Here is a 20,093-nt window from a genome sequence, read left to right as displayed (position 1 = left end):
CGCTTTAGCGGTGGGTAGTTCACCGGTCCTGAGAGCGAACGACCAGTTCGTCGCCCTCGAACCAGATCCGGTAGCGGTCGATACTGAAAGAGACGGTAACTTCCTCGGATTGTTGGTCACCGACGAGCGTATCGAGTGCGTCCGGGTCGACGTACTCGTGCAGAGTGATTTCGAGTTCGGTTGCAAGTTCGGTGGGGTCGATACCTGTCACGGTTGCGAGGGCGGTGATTGCGGCGATACTCGGTGGTGTAGCCGACCAATCGTACGCTCTCTGGAAGTGAATAGTGGCCGAATCAGACGCGGTCGAATCGGAATCGCACCCGTCGCTCGCCTGGGTGTCCTCATCCATAGCCGGCCTATGCTAGTGGGCCACATAAACGTACTGTGATTTTTCGAGTGAATGCCGGTGTGTCTCTACGGCTCTCGTTTTCGGAGAGTCGTCGCGTAAAGCCCCCTCGAAGGGCGGCGGGGCTATTCGGCTCGCCTAACGCGTCCTCCTCGAGAGACGAACCCTCGGGCCGAAACGACGACCACGGCCGCCCGAATCGAAACCGCAACACTTCTCACAGACGTAGGGTTCAAGGCGTCTTTTCCCGTAGCCGCGGGTAGTGACCCGGGACCTCATCGCGGTGTTGTTCGGCGACCCGTTCGCCGTGATGAACACGATCGGGTTGGTCGCGTTCGCGCTCGTCGGCTCGAGCAAGGCGATCCGGGAGCGGTTCGACCTGTTCGGCATCGCCGTCGTCGGACTGGCGATGGCGTTCGCCGGCGGGATGACGCGCGATATCTTCGTGGCGCGTGTCCCGTTGGCGCTGCAGTCGCCCCTCGAGATCGCGCTCGGACTGCTCGGCGTGGGGTTAGCGATCGCCCTGAGCATCGTCCTGAAATCGCCGGACGAACACCCCATCACGCTCGTTTCGGACGCGATCGGACTCGCCGCCTTCGCCACGACGGGTGCCATCGTCGCGACCGAGACGGGCGTTTCGGCGTTCGGCGTCGTCGCGATCGCGACGATCAACGCGGCAGGAGGTGGCGCGGTCGCCGACATCCTGCTCGATCGATCGCCCTTTATCCTCCTCGAGGACTTCTACGCGAGCTGTGCGGTGCTGGGCGGGAGCGCGTACTGGCTCGCCGAAACGGTGGGGGCGACCGAGGGAACCGCTGCCGCGGCGTGTGCGGCGGTGACGCTCGCGACCCGGTTAGTTGCGGTGTCGTACGACTGGCGTCTCCCGACGGCACAGAAGCTGGGGTCGCTTCGCAACTAGTCGCGCCGACCGGGGGAACGGCGGGGGTGGTCTCACCCCCGCACCGCCGGGTTCTACCCCTCGCTGCAGTCGCGAGCGCATCGTCCGCGTTCGTTTCTCCGTCCGCCCCGCCACGTCCGGATCGCGCCTCTCCGGTCGGGACGGCGACGCCCGTATCCGAACACAACCCTTTTCGACGGCGGACCGTTCCCTCCGGTATGGACGAAGCCGCCGTTCGCGACCGCCTCCGGACGGTCGAAGATCCGGAGCTCGAGGACGACATCGTCTCGCTGGGGCTCGTCAACGAGCTCTCGGTCGAGGGCGAGGAGGTCGACATCGACCTCGCGCTCGGGGCGCCGTACTCCCCGACCGAGACCGACATCGCCGGCGAGATCAGGGAGTTGCTCCTCGAGGAGGGCCTCGAGCCGAACCTGTCGGCGAGCATCCCCGATCGGGACGCCAACGCCGCCTCGGCGGACGAACAGGTGCTGCCGGGGGTCAAAAACGTCATCGCGGTCGCCTCCGGGAAGGGCGGGGTCGGCAAGTCGACCGTCGCGACCAACCTCGCGGCCGGACTCTCCCAGCTGGGCGCCCGCGTCGGCCTGTTCGACGCCGACGTCTACGGACCGAACGTCCCGCGGATGTTCGACGCCGACGAGCCCCCGATGGCGACCGAAGAGGAAACCCTCGTTCCGCCCGAGAAGTACGGCGTGAAGCTGATGAGCATGGCTTTCCTCACCGGCGAGGACGACCCCGTCATCTGGCGGGGGCCGATGGTCCACAAGGTCATCACCCAGCTCACCGAGGACGTCGAGTGGGGATCGCTGGACTACCTGATCGTCGATCTGCCGCCGGGTACGGGCGACACCCAGCTGACGATGCTCCAGACGATGCCCGTCACGGGCGCGGTGATCGTCACGACCCCCCAGGACGTCGCCCTGGACGACGCCCGGAAAGGGCTCGAGATGTTCGCCAAACACGACACCGTCGTGCTCGGCATCGCCGAGAACATGTCGACGTTCGCCTGTCCCGACTGCGGCGGCGAACACGACATCTTCGGCTCGGGCGGGGGCGAGGAGTTCGCCGAGACCCACAACATGCCCTTTTTGGGATCGATCCCGCTCGACCCGACCGTCCGCGAGGGCGGCGACGGCGGGGAGCCGACCGTCGTCTCGGACGACGGCGAGACCGGGGACGCGTTCCGGACGATCACCGAGAACGTCGCGAACAACACGGGAATCGTCCACCGGCGCGCCGTCTCGCAGTCGTCCGAGCGGGAGTCACACGCGCCGAACCGATGACCGACGACGAGTTCGAACCCGACCCCGAACGGGTCGTCGCGCTCCGCGAGATCGCCGACGAGATACGCGGCGAGAGCAGCGAGCGAAAGCAGTTGGCAAACATCCTCTACCGGACGAGCGACCTCTACGACGAGAGCGAGGACACCTCGCCCGAGGAGATCGTTCGCAACGTGAAGTTCATCCTCGAGGTCACGGAACGCGGCGGGCTGGGTCGCTGACGGGGCTGTCGCTCGGATTCGCCGAAATCGGTCCGGCCGTGCTACCCTTTCGGAGTCCGTCGCCGCCCTTTGAACGAACGCGTCTCGGACCGCTCGCTCTACTCCGTCTCTAGGATGCGGCGTAGATTCTCACCCTCCTCCCGCATGTGCTCCCGGACGGCGTCGAACTCCCGCCGGTTGAGCCGCGCGCCGATCGGTCCCGTTCGCACCTCGATTCGCTGCGTGAGTTCACAGCCGGTCGGACGAGGATCGATGGTGAAACTGATATGGGGCATGAGAAGGCCGACCAGCCGCGGCGTCGGTTTGAACTCGATGTACCGATCGGGGTCCACGTTCGTGAACCGAACCGTCTTCCGCTGGAGCTTCCCCGCGATTCGCTCCTCGAAGTAGGCTTCTCCGCCGCTTACGAGCCCGTCCGCGTCGACCCACCGAAATTCGATGTGGTCGGGGTGCCACCGTTCGTAGTTCTCCGCCATCGTCTCGAAGAAGTGGTACACCTCTCGAGGCGACGCCTCCACCTCCGTGGACTCTTCCAGGATCATCCGTCACTCACCGATCGAGCGCCCTCGAATATAGCTGTGCCCGGCGTTCGGTCGGCTCACGTCGACACTCGACGGGATCTGCGAGCGAGCGCTTCGTCTCGCGACCAGGCGCGTCGCTTTTGGTTCCCTGCCCCGAGACCCCACTGTGGACGCGAATCAGCGAACCCGCGCGAACCCGTACGGTATGGACGAGGACTGCCGGAACTGTCCGGCGCTCTGTGAGACGCGCACCCAGGTCGTCCACGGCTACGGCGACGTCGGGGCGGACTTCCTGTTCGTCGGGGAACGACCCACGGCGCGGGCCGACGAGGTCGGGGTGCCGTTTCTCGCCGACGACTCCGAGGAAAGCGGCGACGGCACGTCCCTGCGACGAATCCTCGAGCGACTGGGCCTCTGCGACGCGACCTCGCCCGACGATCGCCCCGAGCTCGAGAACGTCTACCTGACGAACCTTACCAGGTGTCGCGACCCCGACCGAAAGCCGACGGACGAGGAGATCGGCAACTGCGAGCCCTACCTCAACGCCGAGATCCGGATGATCAACCCCGAGATCATCGTCCCCGTCGGCGAGCGCGCCCTCGCCGAGATCGGCGTCGAGTACACGACGACGCCCGTCGAGGAGCTCGACCTCGAGACCCACCACGCGACGACGATCCGCGGGCGCGGGTTCGAGCTCGCGCCGATGATCGAGCCCCGCGAGCAGACCGACGCCCGGACCCAGGCGTGGCTCGAGCGCTTCGCGGAGCTGATGGCCTCCGACTACAGGCAGACGAAGGGGCGACGGAGCCGGTAGTTCGACTACCAGTACGGGTTTCGCAGCGTCCGCGCCGACCGCGCGCCGACGAGGGTTAGCGCGCCGACGACGGCGACCGCGACGACGAGCGAGCCGACGGTCGGCGCGAGCCACTCGCCGGGTGTGCCGACGACGTAGCCGGCGAGAACACCGCCGACGCCGATTCCGGCGACCAGTGCGACCGCGAGCGTTCCGACCAGTCCGGCGCTCGAACGCGAGTCCATACCGGTACACTGGCCCCGGTCCACATAGTTCTACGCCGGCGACGAGACGGATCGAACGGGAGCCGCCGCGTTCAAGGCCGGGCGCGACCGAGGGTCGCGTATGATCGTCGTCGTCCCCGTCGACCCGCCCCGCGAGGGGCTCGTCCTCTCGTCGCTCGCCGACCGAACCGTCCTGACCGAGGCCGAGGTCCACGAGCTCTACGAGGCGAGCGTCGTCGACGTCGTCCGCGCCGTCGCGGCGAGCGGCGGCGACCTGCTCGTGAACTACCGCGACGAGGGTACCCTCCCCGACTCGATTGCGGCCGATCCCGAGGCCGAGGCCCGCGAGCTGGCCACCGCCGCGCTCGGCGACCTCGAGGACGTCCGGTTCGAACGCCAGGTCGGCTCGACCCGTTCGGCCCGGATCGGGAACACGGTCACGCACCTCCTCGAGCGGGAGGACGCAACCAGCGTCGGCGTCCTCGAGCCGACGGCGCCGCTGGTCGCCCGCACCGATATCGACGGCGCGGCGATGTCGCTGCGGCGCCACGACGTCGTCCTCGGGCCGTCCTCGGGCGGCCGAACCTACTTCGCGGGGTTTTCGGAACCGATCGACTTCGCGGACGCCCACGCGGTCCCCGAGCTGACGACGCTCGCCGAGCGGGCCGACGCGGACGGGCTCGACGTCGGATTCGCCCCGGCGGTGCCGACGATCGCGATCGAATCCGGACTGTGCGCGACGATCGCGGGCGGCCGGGCTCGGGCGATTACGGACCGTTCCGCGGGGGCGACGACGACGGCGATCGCCGACGATCTGGGGCTGCGCGTCGGCGAGGGAGGGCGGATCGAACGCGAGTAGACCGATAACCCTTTTTGAGCGGGTAGAGAAGGAGTGAGTGAGGTGGGGTGGCAGAGCGGCCTAACGCGCCTGCCTTGAGAGCAGGTGGCTGTCAAGCCTCATGGGTTCAAATCCCATCCCCACCGTTTTTCGGCGAACAACTGCGACGAGCCTCGCGAGGAGCACGTGAGCCGAAAAACGAAACGGTGGGATTTGAATCAGGGAGTGCAGCGAGCACGGCGAGCGGATCGACCGTGGTTCAAATCCCATCCCCACCGTTGCTGTCGCGAACAAATTCGTGAGCGACAGCAACGACGATGGGATTTGGATCAGACCGAGGTTCTGCGGACGCGGTGAGCAGGTTCTCGGGCGTGGTTCGAATCCCATCCCTACCGCCTTTCCCCCAGATCGAGTGTCTTTAGGCCGCGTGGGGACCCGTCGTCGGACCGGAACGCGGTGCGGTTAGCGGTAGACGCTCCGATAGCGCTCGCGGTACTCGAGCACGCCGAGCCGGGCGCGGCGCCGCGAGCGGAACCCGAATCCGACCGCAACGCAGTCCGGCTCCTCGCACTCCCAGCTGAACGTCCCCGTCCGTGGGTTCCGTGCAACCGCGACGTCCGTGTCGCATCGCGGACACCGCCACCCCCACTGGACGTTGCCCGCCGATGGCCTCGAGTCCGTCATGCCAACCCGTCTCGAGAGAAGTGGTCAGGACGGAAAGCGGTCGGGCTGTACATGGTGTCGCTATTTACCACGGTCGCGGACGTAGAATAGTAAGAGAGAGTGAACGTGCGTGTGTCTTGTGGGAGAGCCACTCGCTCGAGACGAGTGGCGACGTGATCGGGTCCGGGCTCGGAAACGGAGGTCGGGAACGAAAGTTACGGCGACGAACCGGCCGCTACCGGTAGGAGAGCTCGAGCTCGAGCGCCCGGTTCAGCACCTCGTCGTCGTAGCGCTCCGCGGTCTGGTCGGGGCGGCGGTCGTGGATCGCCCGCACCGTTCGCACGGTGTTCCGGAAGTTCTTGAACGTCGCCTCGTCGACCATCTGGCCGTCGATCGTCACGGCGCCGGTGCCCTCGCGTTTGGCCTCGTTGAACCGCTCGATCTTGTGGACGTCGCGCTCGAGTTCCTCGGGCGTGGGCATGTGGATCGTGTTGGCCTGGATCGTCTGCTTGGGGTACAGCGACCAGGAGCCGTCCAGCCCCAGCCGGGCCTCGCGTTCGACCTGGTCGGCGTAGGCCTCGGCGTTGTAGAACGTTAGCCCGGCGCGCTCTTTGAACAGGTCGTCGAAGGGGCCGCCGATCGCGAGCAGCCCGCCCGCGCTGGCCTCGTTCGACAGCGCCTCGAGCAGGCCGTCCCAGCGGGGCATCCCCTCGCCGAGGTCGCGACCGCCCAGTTCGGCCGCGTAGTCGACGGGCCCGAAGATCAAGGCGGTGAGTCGGGAGTCGGCGCCGAACTTCGCGATCTCGCGCAGGTCCGAGCGGGCCCGCCCGGTTTCGACGATGATCGAGAGGTCGATCGAGCCGTCGGGATAGCCGTGCTCGCGTTCGGCTTCGGCGACGACGCCGGCGGCGCGCTCGACGTCCTCGAGGCGGCCGACCTTCGGGACGACGACGCCGTCGATCTCGTCGCCGAGCTCGGCGACCAGGCGGTCGATCTGCTCGCGGCCCTTCTCCCGATACTCGCCGTCGTCGTAGGCCCACTCGACGCGGGGGTGGATCTCGCCGGGGAACTCGTGGTCGGGCACGCGATCGATCGTGTTCTCGAGCCCCTCGGCTTTCATGTCGGGTGCGGTGCCGTCCTCCAGATCGGGGACGAGCCAGTCGGGCGCCTGGAACCCCTCGGCCTCGAGCGCGGAGACGAGGTACTTCGCTGTCTCCTCCTTCGGGACGGCGGCGGGTGCGGTCTGGAACGTGCGACAGAGTCGGATCTCGGTATCGTCGGTCATGCGTGTGGATGTGTCTGCTGTGATCGGGAACGGACGGTCAGCGGGCGGTTCACCTCGAGCGCTTGCGGATCTCCGCGGTGCGGGTGCCGGAGTAGACCGGTTCGTCGTTCTGGTTGAACGCGATGTGTTCGAAACGGACGGTTCCCGCTTCGTCGTGGTCGGAGTCGTCCGTCGCCTCGAGCACGCGCGTGAACGCGTAGACGGTATCGCCGGGCGTGACGAACGTGTGGAACCGCTCGTCGTCGAACCCGACCTCGCGGTAGGTGTCCTCGTCGGAGCGAGCGTGACCCAGCGCCGTCGATCGGGTGACGTCGCCGTAGGTGACGATGTCGCCCGACGGCGAGTCGGCCATGACGTCGGCGTTGTGGTGCTGTTTGGCGGTGTTCAGCGTCGCCAGTGGCAAGCCGGCGACGGTCGTGTCGTCCTGCGTTCGCCCTCGTTCGTGGCGGTAGGCGACCGCGGCGTCGCGGTCGTCGGCTCGCTCGAAGGCCTCGACGAAGTCCTCGAAGGAACCACCCTCGGGCGTGACGAACTCGTTCGGGAGCGCGGGCTCGTCGCCGTCGGGCTCCTCGGCCGTCGCCGCGGTTCCGCCCCCGTCGGTCGAGACCGGGTCCCGACGCGGGATCATGTTCGTCCGCTCGTAGGAACACAGCACCTCGTCGGTCTCGGCGTCCCGTCCGCGGGTGCGCCAGGTGACGATCCCGTACTCGGGCCGGGAACTCGAGGTCGCCGTCGAGACGACCTCGCTCTCGACGCGCAATTGGGCGCCGGCGTAGACCGGGGCGCCGGGAAACCGGACGTCGGTGCGTCCGAGGAAGTAGCCGCCCTTCTCGCTTAAGTCCTCGACGGTGATGCCCAGCGTCGCGGCGGTGAGGTAATCGGGATGGACCGGCGGCTCCTCGAAGCCGCGCTCCCGGGCGGCGTCGGTCCGCCAGTAGGACGGATCGTGGTTCAGCGTCTGGCTCATCCAGGACTCGTTGCCCCACCGCGTGAGCGTGAGCCCGGGATCGTGTTCGATCAGGTCGCCCTCCGCGAACGCCTCGAAGTAGTTGCCCTTCTCGCGTGTCTCGGCGCGCTCGAGCGCGCTCGAGAACGTCTCTGCGTCGGTCCAGTCGATCGATCGCGGCTCGCTTCGCTCGCCGCTTTCCGTTCCGGCGTCGCCTTGTGACTCTCTAGTCATCTGCGGCCACCTCGTCGGTGTTCGTCCGTCGTCGGTCTCTGTTCCGTCTGTTGACGGTTCGTCGCATCTCGTTTTCCACGATCATGTAGCCCTCGTCGAACCCCATGCCGGGCTTTGCCAGCACCTGCGCGGCGTCGGTCGCGAGCGCGACGTGTGCGCAGGCGCGTGCGGAGGTTTCGGTTTCGTTGCAGGTACCGCCCAGATAGGCGCGGGTGTCGGTTCCCTCGCAGTACCTGACCGCCTGGCCGCTGCGGTGGATCCCGCCGAGGTCGGGGGTCTTGATCTGGACGACGTCGGCCGCGCCCCGATCGACGAACGCCCGCACGTCCTCGAAGGTGTTACACCACTCGTCGGCGACGATGTCGACGCCGACGTCGGCATCGGCCAGTCCCTCGCGGAGTTCGACCATCGCCTCGATCTGGGCCTCGCGGTCGCCGACGTCCATCGGCCCCTCGATCTGGATCGGGTAGGGTGTGGCAGCCTCCTCGAGCGCCCGGAAGTAGTCGACCACCGCCTCGCGGTCGTAGGGGGCGCCGAAGACCTCGCCGATCATCCCGTAGACGTCGATGTGGAACCGGGGTTCGTAGCCCTCGGGGCCGAGTTCCTGCGAGCGCTCGGCGAGCCACTCGACGTACTCGAGTAAGGTCTCGCCGTCCTCGCCGATCTTCTCGACGCTGTTGATCAGTCCGTGGGGCAGGACGGGGACGCCCTTGACGAACATCTTCTCGGTGTTGACGTAGCGGTTGTCGCCGGACTGGCCGAAGACGGGAACGGGTTCGGTCGCCGGTTCCGTGCCGAGCTCGTCCGCGAGGACGTCGGTTCGGGAACGACCCGAACCGTGGGCGGCCGCGGCAAGCAGCGCCTGGGAGACGCCGTAGCGGATCGCCGTGTGGAGCCGGCTGCCCTCGAACTCGCCGTTCTCGAGCAGGTCGGCGTTCGCGAGGAAGTTGCCCGCCTCGCGGCCGACCAGTTCCTCGGCGACGGGGCCCTCGACGACGGGGGCGTACTCCTCGGCGCGGAACAGCGGATCGCGTCCACCCGCGCCCGAGTACTGGACCGCGGCGCAGTCGCCGCGGTGGACGCTGCCGTCCTCGAGTTCGACGTCGACGATCAGCGTCTCGCCGGCCTGGCGGATCTCGTCGAACCCCTCGGTGACGGGGTCGCCGTCGTAGGTGAACCCGTCCTGGACGGCGCCCTCCTTGATCGCGCGCTGGTCGTCGAAGAAGAACCCGCTGTAGCCCGGGGTGGCGTGGATCGCCTCAATCCGCACTGCCGACACCTCCCTTCCCCTGCGGGCGGCCGATGAGTTTCCCGTCGCTGATCGCGTCGACGTCGTCGGCGACCATCCGAAACGACTCCTCGCGGCCCTCGGTGTCGGCCCGCTGGGAGAGCCGGGCCTTGTGGATCTCCTTGATGTCGTCGTCCATCTCGAGGTCGGCCCACTCGAAGATCCGAACCCGTCCGTCGTCGTCCCGGGCGGGCAACACCGCGCCCTTCGCGCTGTCGCTGGGCGCGAAGGGGACGTCGAGCGCCCCCGAGTCGAAGGCCTCGATCGTCCCCCGAACGACGTCGCCGTCGCCGTGGGCGAAGATCGTGTCCATGAGACACCGCGTCTCCCGTTCGATCAGGTCCTGTTCCTCCGCGATACCGTCGATGTCGATGTTTTGCTCGATCGCCATGTCGATGACCTGTCGCGTCGTGCGGAGCCCGGCAGCGTTGGCCTCCTTGGTCGGAACGCCCTGGAACTCCTGGGGCGACTTCGTGATAACCTTGTCCGGCTGTGCGATGGCGGCGGTCATTCCGCCGAGGCTGATGACGCCGTTAGCGCGGGCCTCGTCGGGCGGGAACCCGCCCATCCACTCGTGAAAGACCGTCGTCACGCAGACCTCGTCGGGGAGGTACTCGTCGCCGAGCTTCTGGAGGGCGTTCAGGGCGGCGACGTCCTGGACGACGTTGCCGACCTGTCCGTACCCCAGCGTGATCGAGCGCACGCCCTGCGTGGCGGCGAGCTGGCCCTCGACGATCATGATCGCGATCGCGATCGACGGGGGAACGAGGGTTCCCGTCAGCGGGCCGAACGGCTCGCGGTTGATCCGCACGCCCCGCTCGGTGTAGGCGCCCGCCAGTCGATCCACGAACTGCCACTTCTCGATGGTCTCCTCGAGTCCGTGGCGCTTCGTGTAGGGGATGTTGTAGGATATCGGTCCGCCCTCGAAGCTCTGGAACCCGCCCGCGAAGGTGATCGCCGCCAGGAGGCGGGCGTCGGGAGTGCCGTGGCGGACCTCGATCGGAGCGTCGAGGGCGTCGATCAGCTCGCGACAGCCCTCGATCCCGTGGTTGACCGCGGGGAAGCCGTTGAGGGTGTCCTCGCCGGTCTCGCGGGCCTTCTCGAGGCCTTCCTGGGCTTTCCCGTACTCGTTGTCGCGCGTGTAGGAGTCGATCGTCGTCGGGAGTAGATCCGCCTTCCCGTCGTCCTGGAGGTACTCCAGCAGCTCGATCTGGTCGTCGAGCCGCGGAACACCAGCGCGCGGCTGCAGGAGGGGTTTGTCCGCGGATTCGAGCACGTCGGCGAAGCGTTTGCTCGCCGGCAGCGACTCGTGGTAGCGGATCGCCTCCTCGAAATCGACGTCGCCGCCGGTGGACCAGCCGGACCGAATCTCGTCGTCGATGCGCCGTAGCTCGTCGGACGGAATGCGTTCGTCGCGTATCATCGAGTGTGGACTATGACGTAACGGTGACCTGCTCGGATTCGGAGGTGGTCACGTGGAGGTCGCGCTCGAGGGCGGCGATGGCCTCCTCGGGGTCGGTCTCGGAGTCGAAGACCCGATCGAACCCGAGTTCCTCGAAGGTCTCTCGGGTCTGCTCGAAGTCGTCCTGCCCGACGGCGAGGTTGCCGCCGATGTAGGTCATCGCGTCGACATCGGCCTCCTCGAGGACCTCGTGGAACCCCTGGCAGTCCTGCTCGGCGTGACCGTAGAGCGAGGAGACGAGTACCGCCTCCGCCGAGTGGGCTACCGCTGCCTCCGCGAACTCCTCCTGGGAGGTCTGGACGCCGAGGTTGACGACGTCGAAGCCAGCTGCGCTCAGGGCCTGCTCGAGGATCGTAATGCCAACGACGTGGGCGTCGGAGCCGATCACGCCGAGGACGACCGTTCGGGACATCGTATCCAGAACCATGAGGAATACCCGTATAAAGTTAATGGTTGATCATGATAATACTCCTTAAACAGCCTAGCACCACCACCGTGAGAAACAACCACACCTTCATGATCTATTGCAAAGGTTTTTGCGCCTGTCCCGAACACTCGCCTCCATGGGCGCACTGTCGAATCTGCGCGTGATCGATCTGACGCAGGTGCTGGCCGGCCCGTACTGTACGATGCTGCTCGCGGACATGGGCGCCGACGTCGTGAAGATCGAGCGTCCCGGCGGCGACCTGATCAGGTCGAACCCGCCCTTCCTCGAGGACGCCGACGACGAGGCCTACGGCGGCTACTTCCAGAGCGTCAACCGCGGCAAGCGCAGCCTCGAGCTCGATTTCAACGACGAGTCCGACCGCGAGGACTTCCTCTCGCTGGTCGAGGAGGCCGACGTCGTCGTCGAGAACTACCGCTCGGGGACGATGGAGAAGTACGATCTGGGCTACGAGACCCTCACCGAGTACAATCCGGAGCTGATCTACTCCTCGATCCGCGGGTTCGGCGACCCGCGCACGGGCGAGACCCACCGTCAGGGCCAACCCTCCTTCGACCTCATCGCGCAGGCGCTTGGCGGCGTGATGGAGATCACCGGTCACGAGGACGGCCCCCCGACGAAGGTCGGCCCCGGAATCGGCGACCTCTTTACGGCGACGCTGAACTGCATCGGCATCCTCGCCGCGGTCAACCACCGCGAACAGACCGGCGAGGGACAGTACGTCGACACGGCGATGTACGACGCGATGCTCAGCATGACCGAGCGCGCCATCTACCAGCACTCCTACACCGGGGAGGCGCCCTCCCGCCGCGGGAACTCTCACCCGACGCTGTTTCCCTACGACGCCTTCGAGACCGCCGACGGGTACGCCGTGGTCGCCGCTTTCGGCACCAACCACTGGCGGGAGGTCTGCGAGGCGATGGACCGACCCGACCTGGCCGCGGAGTACCCCGAAGCCGCGGATCGCCTCGAGCACCGAGAACGGTTGCGCGAGGAGATCGCCGCGTGGGCCGGGAAGATGGAGACGGAGACGCTCGTTGACACCCTCGAGGGACGGGTTCCGGTCGCTCCCGTCCAGAGTACCGACGAGATCTTCGACGATCCCCACGTCCGCGACAGGGAGATGCTCGTGCCCGTCGAACAGCCCGGCGCCGACGGAACCGTCGAGATCGCGGGTTCGCCGATCAAAATGACCGAGACCCCGCCCGAGCCCGGCGGGCGGGCGCCGCTGCTCGACGAACACCGCGAGGAACTGCTCGAGGACGACGAGCCCGAGCGCACCGACGCCGGAACGGCGGCCGACGACTGATCGACAGCAGGTGGGTACCGCCCGCCGAACTGACCCGCGGCGGGATCGAAACGGAGAGTAATCCTTTTGCGCCCCCCACACACACCTCGGAGTATGGACTGGCCATTCGACCCCGACGGGGAGCAGGGCAGCGAGGGAATGCGGAAGTTCGACATGCGGATCATCGCCGACAAGGTCGACGAAGAGGAGGACTTCCCGATGGACCGCGACGAGTTCGTCGCCGAACACGGCGACGACCCGATCCGGATCAACTATCAGCGCGTCGTCCCGATGCGGGAGATCTTCGAGTACGTCGAACCCGAGGAGTTCGAGACGATGGTGGATATGCACAAGGCCGTCGGCGCGGCGATGCGCGCGGGCGACTTCTGGGAGTACCACCCCCAGGGAAGCGACCCGGAGAAGAAACGCGCCTGAGCCGTCACGGATCTGGATTACGTACCACTTATACGACGCCGTTCGAAACCTTCGGGTACCGTGACGAACACGCAGGTTACGCTCCTCCAGATCGACAACTACGGGCCGTGGACCGTAACGCCCGAGCCGCGGCGGGAAGCGGACCTCCAGACGCTGCAGTCGCGGCTGTACGCCGACGTCTCCCAGTTCGTCGGCACCCGCGACGGCTACGTCTTCTTCACCCGCTTCGACAACATCATCGCCGTCACGAACGGACTCTCCCTCGAGGACCACGCGTTGCTCCAGGAGTCCGTGGACAACCGCTATCCCGTCACGCTCAGCCTCGGCGTCGCGACCGGACGGACGCCGGCGCAAGCGCTCTCGGACGCGACCGCGCTGCTCCAGGAGGCCGGCAGCGCACAGGACAAGAACCGTCGAGAGTGTCTCGAGGGACGAACTATCGACGACGCCCACCGTACCGACGGCGACGTCCAGATTGCCCACTTCGACGTCATCGACGCGACGGGCGAGTACACCGACGAGCTCAACGCGTTCGATACGTTCATCGAGATCGAACAGGGATACGCCTCGCTCATGCGATACATGCGACGGGCCCACGACAGCCTCGCCTTCTTCGTCGGCGGCGACAACGTCATCGTCGTCTGTCCCGACCTCGAGGCCGACGCCTACGAGGAGGCGATCCACCACGTCGAGGACGAGGCCGACGTCGAGCTCCAGGTCGGGGTCGGACGCGGCGACGTCGCCCACGAGGCGGGCATGGCCGCCAAACACGCACTCGAGGGCTGTCGAGCGAACGGGACCAGAGTCGAGCTCGACTGGTAACGGCTCGAGCGGGCTCGCTCGCCGAATCTCGACGACCGCTCTCGAATCACGTACGTTTGTCACGCGTTCACTTAACCGTGCCGGAGATAGTTTTTAGCCGGTCCGAGGGGTGTGTACACATATGGAACAGGAACTGTCCGTCAGGGAGGTCCTGACGACCGAATACGTCGGCGTCAGCGAGTCGGATTCCGTCCTGGAGACCGTCCGCCTGATGCGCGAGGAGCGGGCGGGCTGTGTCCTGGTCGTTCGCGGCTCGGAACCGGTCGGCATCATGACCGAATGGGACGTACTCGGACTCGTCGCCGAGGAGGGCGATCCCGCCGACACGACCGTCGGCGAGGTGATGACCAGTCCGGTGATCACCGTCGGCGCGGGGTGGTCCCTGGCCGACGCCGCGACGACGATGGGACGGCAGAACATTCGAAACCTGGTCGTCGAAAGCGACGACGGGATCGTCGGCGTGCTCACCCAACGCGACGTCATCGCGGCGGCCGGCTCCTTCCAGGGTGCGACGAGCGGTACCGTCGAACCGCCACTCGAAGCCGACCGACCGATCGACCAGTCCAGAAGCCCCGGTCCGGGCGAGGACCTCGACGCCGAACCGTTGCCCAACGGCGGCGACGAGTTCTCGACGCAGGGGGTCTGTGAGGCCTGTGGCTCGCTCGCGGATTCGCTGTGGGACGCCAACGGGCGGTTGGTCTGTTCGGACTGTCGCTCGGTGTGATAGCAAACTCTTTTTGACCCTGTCGCCGACCCGTCGACAATGCCTCCGGAGACACCGGTCGTCGAGCCGGCGACCCAGGCGGATCTCCCGGCGATCACCGAGCTGTGGGTCCGGCTCGCTCGCGGTCAGCGTACCCACGGCTCCTCGGTTCGCGCCGCGGAAAACCGGGAGACGATGCGGGAACTGCTCGCCGGCCACCTCCACACCGACGGCCTACTCGTCGCCCGCTTCGAGGACTCTATCGTCGGTTTCGTCTCGTTCTCGCTCGAGCGGGGCGCCCTCGAGCTCGAGGCGACCCGCGGACTGATCTCGAACGTGTACGTCGAGCCCGCCGCCCGCGGGTACGGCGTCGGAACGGCGCTGCTCGAGGCCGCCGAGGACGCCCTCGCCGATCGGGGCGCGGCGGTCGTCGTGCTCGAGGTGCTGTCGGACAACGAGGCGGCCAGACGGTTCTACCGAGGGCGCGAGTACGAGCCCTACCGGGTGTCGATGCGACGATCGCTCGAGGACCGATCGGAAAACGATACACACTCAAAGGAGGACGGGTAACTCTCCCCTGGGCCAGGGGAGCATGGGCGGTTCATGCACTCGACTTGTAATCGAGACTTCGTGGGTTCGAATCCCACCCCTGGCTTGGCGTCGCGAGCACTCTCGCGAGCGACGGACAGCCGCGTGGGTTTGAAGGAGAGAACGGCCTCGCCGTGACCGTCGTTCGAATCCCACCCCTGGCTTGCCAGGCGGACGCGGATCGCCGTTCCTCTCACTTTTCGTAGTAGATCAGCTCCCGGAAACGAGCGGATCGGAGCGGTCGTCGTACCGTCGGAACGGACTTTCAGTTGGCTCGAGTTGTCACGAGCGGCGGTTGGGTCGATCCGTTTCGATCGATGCGCCGGTCGGCGTTGCGCTTCATCGCGGGCTAATTCGACGACAGCCGGATATAGTTCCGAAATCGATCCGCTGAACCGGGTGAAAATTCCGTAGTGTTCTGTTGCAGCCAGCACAACATCGCGGGACGTATAAGTTCTACGGGCGGGTCCGCGTGAAACTGTTCTATTTTGGTACTCGTCGGCGGTGGCGGCGTTATTTCTGCGCTAAATCAAACCGCCAGTACGGGGTAACGTCCCCCCACTTCGGCCGGAAAACAGTTGAATCGCGCCGTTCGTGAACTGACATCCTTTCATCTCAAATTACTTCGAGTATATGTATAACCGATCCGTTTCTACGGAAAGTCGTAATGTCGAACGACTCTGGTAGATGGCTGACAGGTAGACGGTCGTATCTGAAAGGATGCCTTGCTGGTCTCGGAACGCTTTCGGTCGCCGGGATGACGTCCGCGTCCACGGACGCGAGCGCGAGCGAAGACGACTACAGCAACGTCGTCGATATAGTCGAGGCGGGTGCGGACCCGAACGGGAACGAGTCGATCACCTCCGTCGTACAGCAGAACATCGCGGACGACACGCTGCTGCGGTTCCCGGAGGGGGAGTACTACATGGACTCCCAGGTGCGGTTTACCGGGTTTGACAACGTCGGTATCGTCGGTGACGGTGCGACGCTCGTCCCCGCCAGCTACAGCTCGTTCGACGGACCGCAGTACCGCCTGTTCCGTCTGGGAACGAGCGGATCCCCGGGTGAATCCCTCTGGTTCGAGGGGTTCGACGTCGATCAGACCGCCGCGAACACGGGGATTCGCGTCATCAGCGCCGAAGTGAGTGACGAACTCGTCGTTCGAAACGTCTTCGTCCACGGCGTTCACGACAGCGGAACCTGGGGCCCGGCCCTGTTCAACATCACCGACTCCGACGGCGTCGGCCTCGTCGACTGCTTCCAGGCGTTCGACGGCGGGGAGCACGTCGACGAAACGCCCAACGGCGGCCGCTGGCGCGGTGCAACCGGGATCATTCTCAACGGCAACCACCGGGGCCACATTACGTTTAAGGAGTGCGTGGTCGGCGGGTTCCCGGACAACGGCCTGTACGCCTCCGGCGGCAACGGCCGCATCGATATCGAGGGCGGCTGGTACGAGAACAGCGCGACCGCCTCGGTCCGCCTCAGCGGGAACGAGGGATCGATCTCCGAGACGATCCTCGCCGTCGACGACAATCCGACGGGCGCGGAGGGACAGCACGCGGTTCGTCTCGACCAGGGGAACTTCACGCTCTCGAACGTCACCGTCGACACGCCGAACCCGAACGGCGAGTCGATGCGTATCATGGACGGCGTCGACTCGGTCACCGTCGAGAACACGCTCGTCAAGTCCGGCGGACAGTCAACGGCCGTTCGGATCGACGACGGCGCCGGCGACGTCACTTTCGAGAACTCCGAGGTCGATATCGACGGCGGCGGCTTCGCGTTCCGCGTCCTCGGCGACGACGCGGGCGAGGTCGTGCTCGAGGACGTAAACGTCGTCGGCGACGCCAGCGGCTCCCCCGTCCAGCCGGCGATCTTCTGTGAGCGCAGCAACTGCCGGTTCGACGGTCTCTCCGTCGAACAACTCGGCGGCAGTCGTCGGCGCGGGCTCGAGCTTCGCGGGAGCGACTACGAGATCACCGACAGCGAGTTCGAGACGAGCCACATCCCGATCATCGTCCACAACGCCAGCGACGTCGACATTCGGAACACGTACGCGCGCGCGGCCGACGGCAGCACGTCCGTTCACATCCGCGGCGGTTCCAGCGGTGTCTCCCTGCAGGGCAACGACCTGCCCCAGGGCGTCGACGACCGTCGCTAACTCGAGTCGAAGGGGTTCGCGTCGCCGCGATCGGAGGACGGTCGTTCTTTTGGCTCGACGTCGCCGACGTGTTCGTCGCACAATCGTCACGGATAGCTATCAGTCCGTTCCGGGGCGACTCCTCCGGGAACGAGAGTGTCTCAAATTCGGTCCGAATCCGATGCATAAATCTGGGCAATAGTAGCATCATCCGTGGTGTAACGATCGATAGCGTCCACGGAGATCGGTCAGAGGACAGTGGATTTATATATGCCGGCAGAAAGACTCCGGCCAATGCTACTCTCAGTCGATCGCCCGAACGCGGCTACCGGCACGTCGTTGAGCTACGAGGTCATCGCCGCCGTCGCCGAGCGAGAGGGCGTCGATCCGATCGATATCGAACCGCCGGAGTACGACGCCCTCTACGACGTCATCAATCCCGAGGCGCTCGACTCGCTGTTCGCTCCCCGAGAAAACGGGCTGTCCCGAGCGGACGGACGCGTCGAGTTCGCCTACTGCGGGTACCGCGTGACCGTTACCAGCGGCGGCGACGTCGACGTCTCGGAGCTCGAGCGAACGAGCGAGTAGCCCGAACGGACCCGTGTGATCTTCTCGCGTGCCAGTCGACGGGAAGCGGCGGCGCTGGCCGCGGGAACGGATCACCCGTCCGAACACACCGCCTCGAAGACCGACTCGTGGAGGCGGTCCGCGACGAGCTCCAGCAGCGGTTTCATGTTCTCCGTATCCGCACGGTTGTACTCGACGAGTCGCTCGAGGGCGGCGTCGTCGCCGCGCTCGTACTCCCGCCAGAGCCGAACGGCGTCGCGACCGCTGAGATCGGGCATCTCGCGGCCGATTCCCAGCTCGCGCTCGATCGCCTTCAGCCCGCCGTCGAGCCCGACCTTCTTGCAGGGGTACATGAGATCGACGTGAGGCGTCGTCACGTCGAGGTCGTAACAGGTCTCGAGGAAGGGTACGTCGAAGCGCTTGCCGTTGAACGTGACCAGCAGGGACGACTGCGCGAGCTCCTCGCGAAGCCGCCGGGCGGTCAGGTCGCGTCCCCGAACGAGCGTCTCGGTCTCGCCGCCGCGGTGGACCGACACCGTCGTCACGTCGTTCGTGGCGGCGTCTAACCCGGTCGTCTCGATGTCCAGAAAGGCCGTCTCCTCGCGGACGTTCTCGTAGAGGCGCCACCGGCTCGCGGCCGGGAGCGCCTCGGCGAACGTCGAGATGTCGCCGCGCTCGAGGTGATCCCGCCCCTCGTCGATGAACCGCTCGATCCGATCCGCGAGCGTGTCGCCGACGACGCCGCCGTCGAACTCGTTCCAGTGGGTCATACCGTTCTCCCAGAGGCGGCGCTCGGTCGCTTCGCCGACGCCGCGAACGGGGATGAAGCTGTTCTCGATTCGCACACCAGTGTAGGGGCGCCAGCCGGGCAAAAGCGCTTGGTTCCGCGCGGACGAACGGCGGTTCGAACGCCCGGCTTTTGGTTCCGGCCCGCGTAGGAGGGGTATGGTCGACTCCGACGAGGAACTCGCCGCGGCGATCCGCGAGCTCGCGCGAACGATCGAGGAGCTACGGACGGAACTCGAGGGCTCGTCCCGTCGGGACCGTCGGTTTCCGGCGCCGCGACCGCCGACCCCCCGCGAGCTACTCCGGGTCGCAGACGAGGTCGCGATCCCGGCGCTGCTGGCGACGCTGGAGTCCAGCGTCCGCACCCTCGAGGCCCTCCAGCGGGGCCTCGAGATCGTCCGCACGGAACGGGAGGTGCGCGATCGGGTCGGCGAGGAGGGCGATCGCGCCCGGTCGCGCGCGAGCGAGGTCCGGCGAACGACGCTCTCGCAGCTCGATACCGTCCTGGCGGAGCTCCAGCGGGCGGCCTCCGACGGCTCGCTGCCCGCCGACGAGGACGCTCGAGAGCTCCTCACCGAGGCCCGCGAACTCCGCGACGAGGTCGACGGCCGATTGCGAGACGCAATCGACGGACAACGCGAAAGCGCGGCGGACGGGCCGATACGGATCGATATCGATCAGCCCGACGAAACCGAATCGGACGACGACGCGGAGGCTGACGACGAGCCGGACTCGAGCGTCGACGTCGACGCGGAGCTCGAGACGCTCAAGGATCGGTATTCGGAAGGACACGAGAGCGACGGGGACGGAGACGGGGACGACGCAGCCGGCGAGGGAACCGACGACTCCGGCGACGACGGTCCTCAGACCGGTTCGAACCGGTAGCCGTCCCAGTCCTGGCTGGCGGGTTCCCTGATGCCCGCGCCGGGTTCGCGCAGCTCCTCCGTGTAGACGGGTTCGACTTCGTCGCCGGTCTCGACGTCGCCGTCCGTCAGTTGAACGAGCGCCCGAACCGACGTTTCGGCGTCCTCGTCTCCGACGCCCTCGCGTTCCGAGGTCTCGAGGGCGTCGGCGACGTCGAACTCGACGATCGCGAGGTGGTTGGGTTCGCGGACGCCCGGCGGGGTCGCGGTGCTGGTCGTCCACGTGACGACTTCGGCGGTGTACTCGCTCAGATCGATCGTTCCGACCGGTTCCGCGCCGTTTCGGCTGCGCGGGTGGCCGGGGTAGCTGATCGTGCCGTCGTCGTATCGGGTCGCTTCCATCGTCATCGTGCTGCCTCCATGATCGTGGTGATAA

The 20,093-nt window shown here is 66.7% G+C and carries 24 protein-coding genes and 2 tRNA genes; 15 read left to right on the top strand and 11 right to left on the bottom strand.

Going from position 1 to position 20,093, the window contains the following annotated elements; translation table 11 throughout:
- Positions 1-19: 19 nt before the first annotated feature.
- Positions 20-349, bottom strand: coding sequence for a HalOD1 output domain-containing protein (locus C492_RS17230; RefSeq protein ID WP_008425976.1), 330 nt, complete (start codon positions 347-349; stop codon positions 20-22).
- A gap of 259 nt (positions 350-608) precedes the next feature.
- Between C492_RS17230 and C492_RS17225 the strand changes: the two genes are divergently transcribed.
- The 3 genes from C492_RS17225 (at position 609) to C492_RS17215 (ending at position 2,763) form a co-directional block, all read left to right on the top strand.
- A complete protein-coding gene (locus C492_RS17225; RefSeq protein ID WP_008425975.1) occupies positions 609-1,265 on the top strand; it encodes a trimeric intracellular cation channel family protein in 657 nt (218 codons plus the stop codon).
- Between the two features lie 197 nt (positions 1,266-1,462).
- Positions 1,463-2,545, top strand: coding sequence for an Mrp/NBP35 family ATP-binding protein (locus tag C492_RS17220; RefSeq protein WP_008425973.1), 1,083 nt, complete (start codon positions 1,463-1,465; stop codon positions 2,543-2,545).
- Entirely contained in the window at positions 2,542-2,763 is a 222-nt protein-coding gene (locus C492_RS17215; RefSeq protein WP_008425971.1) for a hypothetical protein, read from the top strand. Before C492_RS17220 ends, C492_RS17215 begins: the two co-directional genes overlap by 4 nt.
- A 98-nt stretch (positions 2,764-2,861) precedes the next feature.
- Here C492_RS17215 and C492_RS17210 read toward each other — a convergent pair whose 3' ends face one another.
- Positions 2,862-3,305, bottom strand: a complete 444-nt coding sequence (locus C492_RS17210) for an SRPBCC family protein (protein ID WP_008425969.1) — start codon at positions 3,303-3,305, stop codon at positions 2,862-2,864.
- Positions 3,306-3,450: 145 nt separating this feature from the next.
- Between C492_RS17210 and C492_RS17205 the strand changes: the two genes are divergently transcribed.
- Positions 3,451-4,098, top strand: a complete 648-nt coding sequence (locus tag C492_RS17205) for a uracil-DNA glycosylase (RefSeq protein ID WP_008425968.1) — start codon at positions 3,451-3,453, stop codon at positions 4,096-4,098.
- A 5-nt stretch (positions 4,099-4,103) separates the two neighbouring features.
- On the opposite strand, the gene C492_RS17200 is transcribed toward C492_RS17205, so the two are convergent.
- Entirely contained in the window at positions 4,104-4,322 is a 219-nt protein-coding gene (locus tag C492_RS17200) for a hypothetical protein (RefSeq protein ID WP_008425965.1), read from the bottom strand.
- A 100-nt stretch (positions 4,323-4,422) separates the two neighbouring features.
- Here C492_RS17200 and C492_RS17195 point away from each other — a divergent pair, with 100 nt between their 5' ends.
- Both C492_RS17195 and C492_RS17190 read left to right on the top strand, forming a co-directional pair.
- Entirely contained in the window at positions 4,423-5,160 is a 738-nt protein-coding gene (locus C492_RS17195) for a hypothetical protein (RefSeq protein WP_008425963.1), read from the top strand.
- Between the two features lie 41 nt (positions 5,161-5,201).
- A tRNA-Ser gene (locus tag C492_RS17190) sits at positions 5,202-5,285 on the top strand.
- A gap of 316 nt (positions 5,286-5,601) precedes the next feature.
- On the opposite strand, the gene C492_RS17185 is transcribed toward C492_RS17190, so the two are convergent.
- The 6 genes from C492_RS17185 to glmS form a co-directional block, all read right to left on the bottom strand.
- The gene (locus C492_RS17185) at positions 5,602-5,823 is read right to left on the bottom strand and encodes a hypothetical protein (protein ID WP_008425962.1); all 222 of its coding nucleotides are present in this window, start codon (positions 5,821-5,823) and stop codon (positions 5,602-5,604) included.
- A gap of 214 nt (positions 5,824-6,037) precedes the next feature.
- Positions 6,038-7,087 (bottom strand): L-malyl-CoA/beta-methylmalyl-CoA lyase, encoded by a 1,050-nt coding sequence (citE, locus tag C492_RS17180; RefSeq protein WP_008425960.1) that lies wholly within the window; start codon positions 7,085-7,087, stop codon positions 6,038-6,040.
- 49 nt (positions 7,088-7,136) lie between these two features.
- Positions 7,137-8,267, bottom strand: coding sequence for a 2-methylfumaryl-CoA hydratase (gene mch, locus C492_RS17175; RefSeq protein ID WP_008425959.1), 1,131 nt, complete (start codon positions 8,265-8,267; stop codon positions 7,137-7,139).
- Positions 8,260-9,537 carry a methylaspartate ammonia-lyase gene (locus C492_RS17170; protein WP_008425957.1) on the bottom strand — a complete coding sequence of 426 codons (1,278 nt, stop codon included), beginning with the start codon at positions 9,535-9,537 and terminating at the stop codon, positions 8,260-8,262. The genes mch and C492_RS17170 overlap by 8 nt, the downstream gene beginning before the upstream one ends.
- Complete coding sequence (locus C492_RS17165) at positions 9,527-10,978, bottom strand: methylaspartate mutase subunit E (protein WP_008425955.1); 1,452 nt, start codon at positions 10,976-10,978, stop codon at positions 9,527-9,529. Before C492_RS17165 ends, C492_RS17170 begins: the two co-directional genes overlap by 11 nt.
- Before the next feature lie 10 nt (positions 10,979-10,988).
- Entirely contained in the window at positions 10,989-11,444 is a 456-nt protein-coding gene (gene glmS / locus C492_RS17160) for a methylaspartate mutase subunit S (protein WP_008425954.1), read from the bottom strand.
- A 136-nt stretch (positions 11,445-11,580) separates the two neighbouring features.
- Between glmS and mct the strand changes: the two genes are divergently transcribed.
- From mct to C492_RS17120, 8 genes are all read left to right on the top strand, one after another.
- On the top strand, positions 11,581-12,771 hold the full coding sequence (gene mct, locus C492_RS17155) for a succinyl-CoA:mesaconate CoA-transferase (RefSeq protein WP_008425952.1): 1,191 nt from the start codon (positions 11,581-11,583) through the stop codon (positions 12,769-12,771).
- Between the two features lie 93 nt (positions 12,772-12,864).
- The gene (locus C492_RS17150) at positions 12,865-13,185 is read left to right on the top strand and encodes a DUF5785 family protein (protein ID WP_008425949.1); all 321 of its coding nucleotides are present in this window, start codon (positions 12,865-12,867) and stop codon (positions 13,183-13,185) included.
- A 60-nt stretch (positions 13,186-13,245) separates the two neighbouring features.
- Entirely contained in the window at positions 13,246-14,007 is a 762-nt protein-coding gene (locus C492_RS17145) for a GTP cyclohydrolase III (protein WP_008425948.1), read from the top strand.
- Between the two features lie 121 nt (positions 14,008-14,128).
- Entirely contained in the window at positions 14,129-14,731 is a 603-nt protein-coding gene (locus C492_RS17140; protein WP_008425946.1) for a CBS domain-containing protein, read from the top strand.
- A 39-nt stretch (positions 14,732-14,770) separates the two neighbouring features.
- A complete protein-coding gene (locus C492_RS17135) occupies positions 14,771-15,280 on the top strand; it encodes a GNAT family N-acetyltransferase (RefSeq protein ID WP_008425944.1) in 510 nt (169 codons plus the stop codon).
- 11 nt (positions 15,281-15,291) lie between these two features.
- A tRNA-Thr gene (locus C492_RS17130) sits at positions 15,292-15,365 on the top strand.
- Between the two features lie 690 nt (positions 15,366-16,055).
- The gene (locus C492_RS17125; RefSeq protein ID WP_008425941.1) at positions 16,056-17,462 is read left to right on the top strand and encodes a hypothetical protein; all 1,407 of its coding nucleotides are present in this window, start codon (positions 16,056-16,058) and stop codon (positions 17,460-17,462) included.
- Between the two features lie 273 nt (positions 17,463-17,735).
- The gene (locus tag C492_RS17120; RefSeq protein ID WP_008425938.1) at positions 17,736-18,029 is read left to right on the top strand and encodes a HalOD1 output domain-containing protein; all 294 of its coding nucleotides are present in this window, start codon (positions 17,736-17,738) and stop codon (positions 18,027-18,029) included.
- A gap of 71 nt (positions 18,030-18,100) precedes the next feature.
- Here C492_RS17120 and C492_RS17115 read toward each other — a convergent pair whose 3' ends face one another.
- Entirely contained in the window at positions 18,101-18,853 is a 753-nt protein-coding gene (locus C492_RS17115) for a ribonuclease H-like domain-containing protein (RefSeq protein WP_008425936.1), read from the bottom strand.
- 100 nt (positions 18,854-18,953) lie between these two features.
- On the opposite strand from C492_RS17115, the gene C492_RS17110 reads away from it, so the two are divergent.
- Positions 18,954-19,679, top strand: a complete 726-nt coding sequence (locus C492_RS17110) for a DUF7547 family protein (protein WP_008425934.1) — start codon at positions 18,954-18,956, stop codon at positions 19,677-19,679.
- Here C492_RS17110 and C492_RS17105 read toward each other — a convergent pair.
- On the bottom strand, positions 19,658-20,065 hold the full coding sequence (locus tag C492_RS17105; RefSeq protein WP_008425933.1) for a hypothetical protein: 408 nt from the start codon (positions 20,063-20,065) through the stop codon (positions 19,658-19,660). The genes C492_RS17110 and C492_RS17105 overlap by 22 nt on opposite strands.
- Positions 20,066-20,093 lie beyond the last annotated feature (28 nt).

It is taken from the genome of Natronococcus jeotgali DSM 18795 (genome assembly GCF_000337695.1).
GTDB classification, from domain to species: domain Archaea; phylum Halobacteriota; class Halobacteria; order Halobacteriales; family Natrialbaceae; genus Natronococcus; species Natronococcus jeotgali.
The sequence above is the reverse complement of the archived record's forward strand: the minus strand, read 5'-3'. Positions and strand labels throughout refer to the sequence as shown.